This is a genomic window from Klebsiella sp. HMSC25G12 (assembly GCF_001807705.1).
GTDB lineage: Bacteria > Pseudomonadota > Gammaproteobacteria > Enterobacterales > Enterobacteriaceae > Klebsiella > Klebsiella variicola.
This window is the reverse complement of sequence record NZ_KV789908.1, coordinates 71,414-84,353: the sequence shown is the minus strand read 5'-3', so window position 1 is coordinate 84,353 and position 12,940 is coordinate 71,414. Positions and strand designations below refer to the sequence as shown.

The window sequence follows — 12,940 nt, the reverse complement described above, 5'->3', positions numbered from 1 at the left end:
TGGCATTTTAATTTCCTTAGCAACTGATTTGGTAATTGCTTGCGATATAAGGGAATTGATTGGCCGTTATCAGAAGCCCACTTTTTAGCTCAAAGAGAAAATTGAGAAAATGCTGTAAACAATTTTTTAACGGCCGTCTCGTCAACTATAGAAAAGTATAACGGAGGAAACAGAGACGCCACTCATTCATATGAATGAGTGGCGTAAAAAAACTCGCCGCGCGGGCAGGAGGAAGAGAAGCGGGCCAGCGACCGGTTAGCGCGCCCCGGATGGGACGCTCAGGTCGTGGGGCTTTCGCGGGTGGCTCGCGCCAGCGGGTTGCTGTCCAGTTCCAGCTGGTCGCGCAGCGCCCAGCCGCGCAGCTTGCCGGGGTTAAGCAATCCCGCCGGGTCGAGAGACTGTTTCACCGCCACGACGTCGGGGCGAATCACGCCCTGTTTGCCGTCCTCAACCTGCAGCACGTGGGGGTTGTTAATCTTGACGTCGTTGTCGCGAAATATCTGCATGATGGCGTTGAGCCGCGCGGGCGTGGTATAGCGCACCAACTGCAGACCGCTGGCGGTGAGATTGCCCTCGATATCACGCAGGAATTCAATATGGGAAATCACCTCCCCGGCGAAGTGCTGCTCCATCTGTAAAATTTGCTGCGGATAGCGCAGCGGATCAAACGCCGTCTGGAGATAAGTCAGCGTATTGTCCACCTTGAGCGCATGCAGGGTGGTGTGGTTCCAGCAGTATTCCATTAACGAGGCGTTTTGCGTCCGGGCCTCGTCGCTGGCCTGACGGATGGCGTTGCTCCCGCGATGGCGCTGTAACAGGCTGGCGCAGAGTCCTTCGCTCTCCTCGGCGATCAGGCTGATAACCGCATGCTGCCCGGTGCGGTAACGATCCTTGAGGTGGCTAAAGTAGTCGGCGATCGGCGTGGCCAGCAGCGCGACCTGACGTTTTACCAGCCCCGGCGAACGGACGCAGGCGTTGGCATAGTTCAGCGCATCGGCGAAATCGTCAAACACGTCCAGGCGTTCAATCCACTGGTGCACGGGCGCCAGCGCCAGCTCAACCTCCAGGATAATGCCGTTGGTGCCGTAGGCGTGATGCAGCAGCAGCGCTTCGGGAGCCGGGATGGTCAGTACGCGGGGGACCGGCTCGACGGTCATCACTTTGACGCTGAGCACATTGCCGGGCGCCGCCAGCGGCCCATAGTTGATGGAGCCGATGCCGCCGAACCCGCCGCCGTAGAGGCCGCCCAGGCTCGCCAGGCGGTAGGTCGACGGCATGCAGCGCAGCTCCCATCCCGTTGGGCGGGCGGCGGTTTCGATGTCCGCCAGGCGAATGCCGGCCTGGGCGCGCACCGTGCCGTTGCCGAGGGCGACGATCTGGTTGAGTCCGGTCATATCGACCAGCAGCCCGCCTTCGAGGGGGACCAGTTGGCCATAGTTGCCGGTGGCGCTGCCGCGCAGCGTCAGCGGCAGCTGGTGCTGCGCGCAGGCGGCGACCAGCTGGCGCAGCTCCTCTTCGTCGCGTGGGCGAACCACCGCGTCCGCCTGTTTCCCCGCCAGTTGCTCAGTGAGTACCGGACTGAACCAGTGAAAATCGCGGGAAAGCCGTTTGATCTTCGCCGGCTGTAAGGTCCACTCCAGCGTCGGGAGTGCCTGCTGGATCGCCGCGACCGCGTGTTGACGCTGCTCATCAGTCATCATTTTTCTTCCTGTTCGTCAGCAAAACATTAATGAGATTGCACGGCTTCGCTTTCATGCCATGCGCTGAGCGCCCGGCGCGAAACCCAGGACATCACGCCAAACAGCGCGATCCCGGCGAGAGAGATCAGCAGCAGCGCGGCAAACATCAGCGGAATATCCAGCTGGTAGCCAGCCTGCAGGATCTGATAGGCCAGACCGGTATTGGTCCCGCCGGTCCCGGCGACAAACTCCGCCACCACCGCGCCAATCAGCGACAGCCCACTGGAAATACGCAGCGCGCCGAAGAAATAGGGCAGCGCCGAGGGGATACGCAGCCGCACCAGCGTTTGCCAGCGGCTGGCGTGATTGAGGCGAAAATAGCTCAGCAGGCCGGGGGAGACGCTGCGCAGTCCCTGAGTGGTATTGGAGATGATGGGAAACACCGCCATCAGGGTGGCGCATACCACCAGCGAGAGCGTGGCATCCTTCACCCAGATGATGATCAGTGGGGCGATGGCGACAATCGGCGTCACCTGCAAAAACACGATGTAGGGAAACAGGGCGGTTTCCACAAAGCGGTTCTGCACCAGGATAAACGCCACCGCGGCGCCAATGACAATCGACAGCAGAAACGAGATCAGGGTGATCTTGAGGGTGAACAGCAGCGCCAGCAGCAGCGGCGTGAGATGCGTCCACAGGCTTTCCAGCATCACCAGCGGCGACGGCACCAGAAAGGCCGGGATGCGAAAATAGCTCACCGCGCCCTGCCACAGGAGCACCACCGCCACCGCGACGAGGGTCGGATAGAGAATTTTGAGAAAACGCGGATGCTGGACCCACGGCGTTGAGGTTGTGTTTTTCATATTATGACTCCATACCGGACTGGCTGGCCTGCAACAGACTGTCCTGCAGCTGACGGGCATACAGGGAAAAGGCCGGACTGACGCGGAACGCCTCGCTGCGCGGGAACGGCTCCCGGATGGCGATATCTTCGACCACCCGTCCGGGACGGGCCGCCATCATGATCACCCGCTGTGAGAGAAACACCGCTTCGTGGATCGAGTGGGTGACGAACACCACCGTCAGGTTCTGCTCCTGCCAGAGACGCAACAGGTCGCTGTCGAGTTTGTTACGCGTAATTTCATCGAGCGCGCCGAAGGGCTCATCCATCAGCAGCAGCTTTGGCCGGGTGACCAGGCCGCGGGCGATGGAGACGCGCATTTGCATGCCGCCGGAGAGTTCGCGCGGCAGGACGTCGGCGAATTTGCCCAGCCCCACCAGTTCAAGGACTTCACTCACCCGGGTATTACCTTCCGCGCGCGGCACGCCGGCCAGATCCAGCGGCAGCCTGACGTTATTGCGCACGCTGCTCCACGGCATCAGGGTGGCTTCCTGGAAGACGAACGAGAGCGGATGCTGGGCTTTCTCCCGGCTATCGCGCCGCCACAGCATCAGCTTGCCGTCGCTGGGCTCCACCAGGCCGGCGACCATCTTCAGCAGCGTACTCTTCCCGCAGCCGGACGGGCCGAGCAGGGTAATAAACTCCCCCTGATTGATGGTCAGGTTGACGGGCAGCAGCGCCCGGGTACCGTTGCTGTAGATCTTCTCCGCCGACAGCACCTCGATGGCCGGGGTGGCAGAGGCGGGCATAAAGCGGGTGTCGCTCATCACGGTCAGTTTCGGGGCGGTATTCATGGCATCACTCCGGCGTCTTTGACCATCTCCAGGGTGTAAGTCTGCTCAAACGGCACCTTGCTGGCGTCGATCAGTTTGTTTTTCACCAGCATGTCCCAGGTTTTCTTCAGCCGCGGCTCGGTGATGATGCCGATGCCGCCGGTCTTAGCATCGCCCCCGGTCACCAGCTGGTACTGCTTCATCTGGGCAATGCCAAAGGCGATCTGCTCGGCGCCCATTTGCGGATTTGCTTTACCGATCAGGCGGTTGCCGGGGGCGGGATCCTGCAGGTAGCTTTTCCAGCCCTCCATGGAGGCTTTGACGAAGGCCGCCACCGCCGCCGGACGTTTGCGGATGGTGTCGGCCATACAGATAATCGAGTTGCCGTAGGGCGGATATCCCCAGTCGCTGAGCGGATAGACATAGAACGGCTGCCCGCCTTTGGCGACGGAGAACGGCTCGGAGGTCACGTAGCCCTGCTGCACCAGGTTTTTATCGGCGAGGAACGGCTGAACGTTAAAGGTATAGGGGCGCACTTTGCTGCCAGCCAGACCCAGCTCGCTCTTCGCCCACGGCCAGAAAGAGGTATAGGCCTCGGTAGCGAGCAGGAAGGTTTTGTCTTTAAGCTCCGCCGGGTTCTCCACTTTGTTATGAGTGATAAACACCGTCGGCGAGTGCTGGAACACGGTAGCGACGGTCACCGCATGCACCCCGGCCTGCCAGGTCTCCAGCGCCTGACCGTTGTCGCCAAGGGTACAATCGGCCTGACCGGCAGCCATCAACTGCATGACGTTGATCTGCGGGCCGCCCATTTTAATCTCGACATCGAGACCGGCGTGCTGATACAGCCCGGTGGCCTGGGCCTGGTAAAACCCGCCGTGCTCGGCCTGGGCATACCAGTTGGTGAGAAACGTAAACTTCTCCGCCGCGAAGCAGGAGGCTGAGGTCGCGAGGGCGGCCACGGTCAGCAGGGTAAAAACGAGCGTCGGTCTGGTATTCATCAGGGCTCCTTGGATTCAGCAGCGAAAGAGGGGGGGAGGGACTGCACAAAGCCGTGCCAGTGCTGTTTGCCCCAGGTCGGTTCGTGACGTTCGACCCAGGCCATGCGGTGGATCTCGATGATCGCTTGCGCCCAGCTGGCGGCGAGGGAGTCGAGAAGCCCTTCGCCTTGCTCCCGCGTCGCCGGGGTCGGGTCGCCAATCACCCCGCTGGGGCCAAAGTCATACGACGCCCACGCCGCCGCCGGGCGGCCTTTCGACAGGGTCGGGCAGGGGAATTCCGGTGGGAAGTTGGCGACCGCCCGCTCCATATGAACGCACTCCGGGGCCAGCGCCAGCATCAGCGCCGTTTCGCTATGTCCGGCGTGCATCGCCATCCGCTGTTCATGCGGGCTGAGAAACTGTTTTTCGCAGTTGGGTACGTTGAACACATCGTGCGGGATGGCGATGAAATCCCCGTGGCGCAGGCGCATTTCCCGGCAGGCGATTTGCAGGATCTGCGGCTGGCCGCCGTGGCCGTTGATCATCAGCAGCTTGCGAAAACCGGCCCGATAGAGGGATTCGGCGATCTCCAGCAGGGTATGCAGCAGCGTATCGCCGCTGAGGGTCAGGGTGCCGGGAAAATGCAGATGCTCCTCGGACTTACCGTAGACGATCGGCGGGATGGCGTAGGCCGGGATCGCCGCCGGCAGCCGGGCGAGGGCATGGCCCGCCACGCCGGAAGAGATCACGCTGTCCACCGAGCAGGGCAGATGCGGGCCGTGCTGTTCGATCGCCCCGGTGGGGAGGACGATAACCGTATTGCTTTTATCCGGCAGGGCGGCCACGTCCGTCCAGCTCAGGAAAGGGAGAAAGCGCGCTGCAGGAATGTAACCGTTAATCATCGCGGTGCCTCGGAGTGAATTGGCTGGGGTAACCAGACGGTCGCTTCAACTTCAATCAATACCGTGGCGTCGGGCAGCATTTCGCTGACCTGGACCACGGTGGAAACGGGCGGCTGGTCGGGATAAAACAGCTTTCTGACCCGGCTGTAATAGGGAAAATGGTCAAGGTTGCGAAAGTACTGCACCAGCTTGATAACGTCGCTCATCTGCCCTCCTGCGGACGCCACGGTGTGGCGGATGCTTTCCAGGACGTACCAGCTCTGGGCGAGGATCGGGCCCTGTTTCGCATCGGTTGAAAATTCGCCGGCCGCCCCCAGCAGCTCCCGCACCGGCTCAGGCACATCCTGAAAGCCGTTGACGATGGTGCCGGTCAGGGGATTGACCGGAATAATGCCGGAGAGAAAGATAAAATCGCCGGCTCTGCGCCAGGCGGCATACCGCGCCAGCGGCGCCCCCGCGCCTTCTTCAAGACTCATGTGCCATCTCCTCTTGCCACACGCGCCGGTGGGTTAACCTGCCGTGGTTAACCACCAGACGGGCGGCGCTGTTTAAAGGCCAGGTAAAACGGTCGCTACCCGGGAAAATCACCACGCTGGCCGCCGCGCCGATGGCAAAGGGCGCCGCGTCTGCCGGCGAACCGGTTAGCGCCGCGCGATCGCAGATCAGCCGCGACTGCCGGTCGAACAGGTCGCTGAGCTGAGCGCTGAACAGGCCGCAGGCCAGGGTGTCCAGCGGGTCGTAGCTCCCCGCCGGGCAGAAGGCATCCTGTACGTTGTCGCAGCCGAGCAGGGTGGCCACGCCGGCGGCCTGCGCCTCGTGCAGCAGCGTGATCCCCCGCTGGCGCGGCGTGCGACCGAACGTCGCATCCTGCAGCAGCAGGTTGGTCATCGGCAGAGCGATAAGCGTGACGCCGTGCGCCGCCAGCTGGCGCAGGATCGGCGCCGCCTGTTCGTCGCTGCCGGCGGCCAGCGCGCAGCCGTGGCTGCAGCAGATATGCCCGGGAAAAGGGTGGCGGGAGAGATGGTCCGCCAGCCAGGTCAGCCCCTGAGACACCTCGCTGAGCTCCTCATCAATATGCAAATCCAGATCCAGATCCCAGCGGGCCGCGCTATCCAGCAGGTTTGCCATGGCGGCGGCGTCCCAGTTGGAGGAGTGGATGAAGCCGCCCAGCAGGCAGCCCTCCCCGCTGGTGGCGACCGTTCGGGCAATGGCCCCGGCGTCCGCCGGATCGCGAAACAGGGTCAGCGGGACCAGCGCCACCCGCTCCAGGGTGATGCCGACGGTATCGAGGCGGGCGATCTCCTGCCAGGCGTCCGGTGCGTCGGCGGTAAACCAGTCGATATGGCTACGCAAATGGGTCACACCATTTGCTGCTGCCCGGGCCAGCGCGGCGGACGCCCGACGTTGAATATCCGCCCTGGTCCAGTGCTGGCGATCCTCGTGCATGGCGTGGATCGCCGCCAGCAGCCCGGCCTGCGCCGGACGGCAGCGTTCAATGGTAAAGGTTTTGTCCAGATGGGCATGGGGTTCCACCAGGCCGGGGAGCGTCAACGCCCCCGCCAGGTCCCACAGGCCGGGAGCCGGCTCGACGGACGGCGTCACGGCGGCGATCCGTCCATCGCGAAAGGCCAGGTCCGCCAGCTGCGGTTCACCGTTGGCCTGCGTCGGCCAGCCGTCGGGCAGCGCCCAGGCCGGGAGTCGGGCGCGGCTGATACCGGCGAGCGGTGCGGAAGAGGAGGGGAAGGTCATCGTCAGTCTCCTCACAGATCCAAAACCAGAACCGGCGATTTCGCCCGCGAACAGCAGAGCGTGATCTGGTCGTTGCCAGCTTTCTCTTCCGCCGTCAGCACGCTGTCCCGGTGTTCGGGGATCCCGTCGAGGACCCCGGTAATACACGACCCGCACATTCCCTGTTCGCAGGAGAGCATCACTTCCACGCCGGCGTGCTGTAATACCTGAGCAATGGTTTGATCCGCGGCGACCTGCAGGCGCTGCCCGCTGGAGGCCAGTTCAATATAAAACGCATTTTTCGCCGCAGTATTATTTTCCGCCGCGGGAGTAAAACGCTCGAAGACGAATTGCGACGGCGACCAGCGATATTCCTCCATGACCGACTGCAGTCGCTGAATAAAACCCTCCGGGCCGCAGGCGACCACTGCGGTATCAGGATCGGGTGTGGTTAAGCAGGCGGGGATCCGCTGGCGAAACGACGCGCCTTCCTCGCTACAGTGGATCGCCACCGTGCCGCCCGCAGCCAGCTGGGTCAGGCGCGGGGAGAAGGCCGTCTGGCGCGAGCTGGCGACATAATAATGCAGCTCCAGCGCCCCCTTTCTGGCGGCAATTGCTTCAGCCATCGCCAGCAACGGCGTGATGCCGATACCGCCGGCAAACAGCAGGTAGCGCCCGGCCTCCGGCAGGGGAAAATGGTTGCGCGGAGGCGAAATGGCGAGCCGATCGCCGGATTTCACCTGCTGGTGCAAATAGCGTGAGCCGCCGGTGGAGGTGTCAGTCAGCCTGACGCAAATTTCATAAGTATTACTGCGGTCAGGCGTGCCGCACAGGGAATACTGCCGGGGGCCAACGCCGGGAATAATAATATCGATATGCGCCCCGGCAGAGTAGGCCGGTAATATTTCCCCAGCCGCCGCCTGCAATATTAATGATAGATTTCCCTCTCCATTGGGGCGTATTTCCCCGACCGAGACCGAAATAAGATCGTGGCTGTGCATTACCGTTTACTCTCCCTCATTCCGCTGTCTGCAGGGCGGCCAGGGTCGGCGAAGAGATAACTCCTCTTCGCGGTAAACTGTCCGGCGTGCAAGAAAATGGGTGAAACGATCGTTTCTCCGCTATGAATGCTACGGTATTGTGATAAAACTGTTGCGTCCAGAGCTTTGATTCGCACAACCCGTTGCAAAAAAGAGAGCACCCAAACCATGTTTGCCTTCTCCCGATTTCTGCTCTATTTCACCGAAGTGGCCCGTCAGGGATCGTTTCGTAAAGCGTCAGAGGCGCTGCATGTGTCGGCGTCTTCCATCGACCGTCAGATTTTGCGCGTGGAACAGGAGCTGGCGATGCCGCTCTTCGAGCGCCACCCCACCGGGCTGCGGCTGACCGCCGCCGGGGAGCTGCTCCTGCACGCGGCCAATAACTGGAAAAAAGACTTTACCCGGGTCTGCGAACAGCTGGATGACCTGCGCGGGTTGCGGCGGGGGCATGTGCGCATCGCTACCATCGATGCCATTAACCGGCATTTTTTTTCGACGATGCTCAAAGAGGTGCATAAACATTATCCCAACATCTCTTTTACATTGACCACCATCAACAATATCCACATTCAGCAGGCGCTGATCTCCGGCGAGGCGGATTTCGGCATCATGCTCAATCCCCAGACCTCCCGCGAACTGCAGGTGCGGGCGTTTGCCGAGATGAATATGGGTATCGTGGTGCCGACCGGCCATCCGCTGGCCAGCCGCAGCGCGGTGCGCTTTAGTCAGTGCATCGACTACCCGTTTATCCTGCCGTCCGCCCCGTTGATGATCAGCGAGCCGGTGGAGGCGCTGGTGAATATCAGCGGCAACGAGGTGAAGGAGGTGGCGGTGTCGAATAACATTCACATGATCCGCACCCTGATCAAAGAGCAGATGGGCATCGGCATCCTGTGCCGGCTGGATATTCTCGATGAGATCGAGTCAGGCCAGCTGGCGTTTGTACCGCTAACCGATCCGCAGCTTAAGCCTTTCACGCTGGCGCTGTGCGTCTCGCCCGCCCGCCAGCTTTCCCTCGCCGCCTCGATGATGTTGAACCAGCTGGAGATGCTCTTCAGTCAGCTGTGAGCGACCGGTCAGGCACTAAAATCATTCATTAACGCACCATGATGGTGCATTTTTTGTGTGCATGAATCAAAGGTTGCATACCCGTGGGCGGCGGCGCAGGCGGTTTCTCGCGGCCGCTCGTGGGCGATCAAATCTGGCATTGTTTTTGTATAGCTGAGTGTGAGTAGAAGCGGTCAGTACGGGTTATCCATACGGGACATTGCTCAGTCACCATGTCGCGGTTCAATGTTGACCGGGATGGGAGGCTGAGCCGTGGTTTGCTCGCCCCTCTCCCGGCATGAAGAGGAGAGGGATAATGAAAAGTCGTGCACGCCTTCCCCGGGGCTTTCGCTGGCTGGGCCTGATGGCTCTCGGCGGTGTCTCGCTGGCCGTTCAGGCCGAGGAGAAAATCGTTCTGCTGACCTCCTGGTACGCTCAGGCGGAGCAGGGGGGGTATTATCAGGCCCAGGCCACTGGGCTGTACAAAAAATATGGTCTCGACGTCGAGATCCGCTCCGGTGGCCCCCAGGTCAACGGCATGCAGTTGCTGTTGTCGAAGCGGGCCGATGTGATCATCGGCTACGATCTGCAACTGCTGGAAGGCATTCAGCGCGGCTTCCAGGCGAAAGCCATTGCCGCGCCCTTTCAGTACGATCCCCAGGGGCTGCTGACCCATGCCGATGTCACCTCCCTGCAGGGGCTGAAAGACAAAACGCTTCTGGTCTCCAGCTCCGGTCAGGCGACGTGGTGGCCGTGGCTGAAGGCGCAATACCAGCTGAGCGACGCTCAGGTTCGCCCCTATACCTTCAATATTCAACCCTTTGTCGTCGATGACGCTGTCGCCCAGCAGGCCTATGTCAGCTCCGAGGTGTTCCAGGTGCAGAAGGCCGGGGTGAAGGCGAACTTCTTCCTCTTTTCCGAGCACGGCTATCCCCCGTATGGCGGCATCCTTATCGCCCGCCCGGACACCATCGCCGAGCGGAAAGCGGCGATGGCGAAGTTCGTCCGCGCCTCAATGGAGGGTTGGGTGAGCTATCTCAAGGATCCGGCGCCGGGAAATGCGCTGATTAAGCAGGACAATCCGAAAATGACCGACGATCTGCTCGCCTGGGGCGTGACCCAGATCCGTGAGCATCACCTGATCGACGGCGGGGATGCCGCCAGCCAGGGCTGGGGGACGATGACCGACGCGCGCTGGCAGAAGACCCGCGACTTTATGGTCAGCGCCGGTCTGCTGGCGGCGGCCACCGACTGGAAACAGGCCTACACCACCGAATTTGTTCAGGCCATGCAGGTTAAACCCTGAGGAGCGACGCCATGTCATTAATGATTAAAAATGCCCATGCCATCCTCAGCGGTCTGCCCGGAGAGGCGGCGCGGCTGGCCGGGCCGGATATTCGCATCCGCGACGGCAAGATTGCCGCCATCGGCAGCCTGACGCCGCTGCCGGAAGAGCGACAGATCGATGCCCGCGACTGCGTGATCTATCCGGCATGGGTGAACACGCACCACCATCTTTTTCAGTCGCTGCTGAAGGGCGAGCCGCAGGGGCTGAACCAGAGCCTGACGGCCTGGCTGAGCGCTACGCCGTACCGCTTTCGCGCGGCTTTCGATGAACATACCTTTCGTCTGGCGGTGCGCATCGGCCTGGTGGAGCTTCTGCGCTCGGGCTGCGCCAGCGTGGCGGATCACAACTACCTTTACTGGCCGGATATGCCTTTCGATACCTCGGAGATTGTCTTCAGCGAAGGGGAAGCGCTGGGGATGCGCATCGTTCTGTGCCGGGGTGGGGCGACCCAGGGTCGGGCGGTGGAACAGGATCTGCCTGTGGCGCTGCGTCCGGAAACCTTCGACGGCTATATGGCGGATATCGAACGGCTGGTCAGCCGCTATCACGACCCCCGGCCCGATTCTCTGCGCCGGGTGGTGATGGCGCCCACTACCGTCTTGCACTCCGCGCCGGGCGCCCAGCTGCGGGAGATGGCGAAGCTGGCCCGCCAGCTGGGGATCCGGTTGCACAGCCATTTATCGGAAACCGTCGATTATCTCGACGCCGCGCGGCAGAAATTCGCCATGACGCCGGTTCAGTTCTGCGCGGAACACGACTGGCTGGGAAATGACGTGTGGTTTGCCCATCTGGTGAAGCTGCTGCCGGAGGAGATTGCCCTGCTGGGCCGCACCGGAACCGGCATCGCCCACTGCCCGCAAAGCAACGGCCGGCTGGGCAGCGGCATCGCCGATCTGCTGGCGCTGGAGCAGGCCGGGGTCCCGGTCTCGCTGGGGGTGGACGGCGCTGCCTCCAATGAAGCGGCGGATATGCAAAGCGAAGCCCATGCCGCATGGCTGCTGCAACGCGCGCGCAAGGGGATGCTGGCGCAGCCGCGCTACGCCGGGGGCACCTTCGAGGGGGGAGCCGATGCGGCCACGGTGGAGGATGTGGTGCGCTGGGGCAGCGCCGGCGGCGCGCAGATCCTTGGCTTAGCGCAGACCGGCACCCTGCAGGTCGGCATGCAGGCGGACCTCGCCATTTACCGGCTGGACGATCCGCGCTACTTCGGCCTGCATGATATGGCCATTGGGCCGGTGGCCTGCGGTGGGCGCGCCGCGCTGAAGGCGCTGCTGCTCAATGGCCGCCCCATCGTGGAAGACGACGCCATTCCCGGTCTCGACCTTGACGCGATGCGCCACGACGCGCTGGCGGCCGTCCGTACCCTCCAGCAGCGCGCCGCTGTTTAACTGATAACAGGATAATGACGATGAACGCAACCACTCAGAATCAACGCTACGCCTTACAGGAACTGGAAAAAGAGGCGCTGATGGGCGCCCAGGGCGAAGAGACCTTCGCCCGCGAAGTGCGCTGTATCGACCTGTCGAACTTTGCCGAAAGAAAAAATGACATTGCCGAACAACTGTGGGAGGCGGCGGTGGAGATCGGCTTCTTCCAGGTCAGCCACCACGGTATTCCGCTGGCGGATATCCGCCATGCGTTCAGCATGACCGAGGCGTTTTTCGACCTGCCCGACGAGGTGAAGCGCCAGTATCCGCTGGCCGGCAACGCCGGCTGGGAAAGCAAAGCGCAGGTTCGGCCATCGACCCGCACGCCGGATCAAAAAGAGTCGTATCAGATCACCCGGCCGCTGATGGCCGGGCGCTGGCCCAGCGATCGGGAGTTGCCAGCATTCAAGCAGACGATGCTCGGGTTTGAATCGCAGTGCTGGCAGCTGGGGATGAAGATCCTCTCCTGCTTTGCTTTGAAGCTCGGTTTTCCGGAATCGTTTTTCACCACCGCGCACGATCCGCAGCGAGACACCTACCAGAGCACCTTGCGCATGCTGCATTACTATGCGACCGAGCAGTCGCAGCAGGGGATGTGGCGGGCCGGCGCGCACACCGATTTTGACTGTCTGACGCTGCTGTTCCAGCGCCCCGGCCAGGGTGGCCTGCAGGTTTGTCCCGGTAAAGACCGCGAAAGCCAGCAGTGGACCAGCATTGAACCGCGGGAGGAGGTGATCACCTGCAATATCGGCGATATGCTGATGCGCTGGAGCGACGACCAGCTGCCGTCTAACTTCCACCGGGTGAAAAATCCGCTGCCCCACGAATATCAGGGGCCGCGCTACAGCCTGGCGTTTTTCTGCCAGGCCAATAAAGATGTCGAGATCCTCGGGCCGCAGAGAAAGTACCCGCCCATCAGCGCCGAGGATTATCTGCAGCAGCGGATCCAGGCCAATTTCGCCAAAGGGTAAGATGCGCTCTTGAATGGTATACCTGCCGCCGGCTTTCGCTGGCCGGGCGGCAGGATATCCGGCGCTGAGCTTTTCAGCTACCGTGTTAAGTTGCCTGGTGTCACTGAAATATCTGAAGAACATCCCCCTAAGCGTCAGCAGCAA

Annotated in this window: 12 protein-coding genes; 4 read left to right on the top strand and 8 right to left on the bottom strand. The window is 61.9% G+C overall.

Features of this window, described 5'->3' with window-relative positions; translation table 11 throughout:
* Positions 1–278: 278 nt before the first annotated feature.
* From HMPREF3096_RS19005 to HMPREF3096_RS18970, 8 genes are read right to left on the bottom strand one after another with little or no spacing between them, the layout of a single operon-like run.
* The gene (locus HMPREF3096_RS19005; protein WP_064169285.1) at positions 279–1,700 is read right to left on the bottom strand and encodes an FAD-binding oxidoreductase; all 1,422 of its coding nucleotides are present in this window, start codon (positions 1,698–1,700) and stop codon (positions 279–281) included.
* Positions 1,701–1,726: 26 nt separating this feature from the next.
* Positions 1,727–2,542, bottom strand: a complete 816-nt coding sequence (locus HMPREF3096_RS19000; protein ID WP_004175779.1) for an ABC transporter permease — start codon at positions 2,540–2,542, stop codon at positions 1,727–1,729.
* Position 2,543: 1 nt separating this feature from the next.
* Entirely contained in the window at positions 2,544–3,374 is an 831-nt protein-coding gene (locus HMPREF3096_RS18995; protein WP_008804567.1) for an ABC transporter ATP-binding protein, read from the bottom strand.
* Positions 3,371–4,354 carry an ABC transporter substrate-binding protein gene (locus HMPREF3096_RS18990; protein ID WP_023322766.1) on the bottom strand — a complete coding sequence of 328 codons (984 nt, stop codon included), beginning with the start codon at positions 4,352–4,354 and terminating at the stop codon, positions 3,371–3,373. Before HMPREF3096_RS18990 ends, HMPREF3096_RS18995 begins: the two co-directional genes overlap by 4 nt.
* A complete protein-coding gene (locus HMPREF3096_RS18985) occupies positions 4,354–5,235 on the bottom strand; it encodes a creatininase family protein (protein ID WP_016161231.1) in 882 nt (293 codons plus the stop codon). The genes HMPREF3096_RS18990 and HMPREF3096_RS18985 overlap by 1 nt, the downstream gene beginning before the upstream one ends.
* Positions 5,232–5,711, bottom strand: a complete 480-nt coding sequence (locus HMPREF3096_RS18980; protein ID WP_050887076.1) for a RidA family protein — start codon at positions 5,709–5,711, stop codon at positions 5,232–5,234. Before HMPREF3096_RS18980 ends, HMPREF3096_RS18985 begins: the two co-directional genes overlap by 4 nt.
* Positions 5,701–6,984 (bottom strand): amidohydrolase family protein, encoded by a 1,284-nt coding sequence (locus tag HMPREF3096_RS18975; RefSeq protein WP_023297765.1) that lies wholly within the window; start codon positions 6,982–6,984, stop codon positions 5,701–5,703. The genes HMPREF3096_RS18980 and HMPREF3096_RS18975 overlap by 11 nt, the downstream gene beginning before the upstream one ends.
* 11 nt (positions 6,985–6,995) lie before the next feature.
* Complete coding sequence (locus HMPREF3096_RS18970; RefSeq protein WP_008804572.1) at positions 6,996–7,964, bottom strand: PDR/VanB family oxidoreductase; 969 nt, start codon at positions 7,962–7,964, stop codon at positions 6,996–6,998.
* A 207-nt stretch (positions 7,965–8,171) separates the two neighbouring features.
* Here HMPREF3096_RS18970 and HMPREF3096_RS18960 point away from each other — a divergent pair, with 207 nt between their 5' ends.
* The 4 genes from HMPREF3096_RS18960 (at position 8,172) to HMPREF3096_RS18945 (ending at position 12,796) form a co-directional block, all read left to right on the top strand.
* Positions 8,172–9,071 carry a LysR family transcriptional regulator gene (locus HMPREF3096_RS18960; protein ID WP_004202952.1) on the top strand — a complete coding sequence of 300 codons (900 nt, stop codon included), beginning with the start codon at positions 8,172–8,174 and terminating at the stop codon, positions 9,069–9,071.
* Positions 9,072–9,366: 295 nt separating this feature from the next.
* Positions 9,367–10,356 carry an ABC transporter substrate-binding protein gene (locus tag HMPREF3096_RS18955; RefSeq protein ID WP_012541484.1) on the top strand — a complete coding sequence of 330 codons (990 nt, stop codon included), beginning with the start codon at positions 9,367–9,369 and terminating at the stop codon, positions 10,354–10,356.
* 11 nt (positions 10,357–10,367) lie between these two features.
* Entirely contained in the window at positions 10,368–11,786 is a 1,419-nt protein-coding gene (locus HMPREF3096_RS18950; protein ID WP_008804574.1) for an amidohydrolase family protein, read from the top strand.
* A 20-nt stretch (positions 11,787–11,806) separates the two neighbouring features.
* Entirely contained in the window at positions 11,807–12,796 is a 990-nt protein-coding gene (locus tag HMPREF3096_RS18945; RefSeq protein WP_077264156.1) for an isopenicillin N synthase family dioxygenase, read from the top strand.
* Positions 12,797–12,940 lie beyond the last annotated feature (144 nt).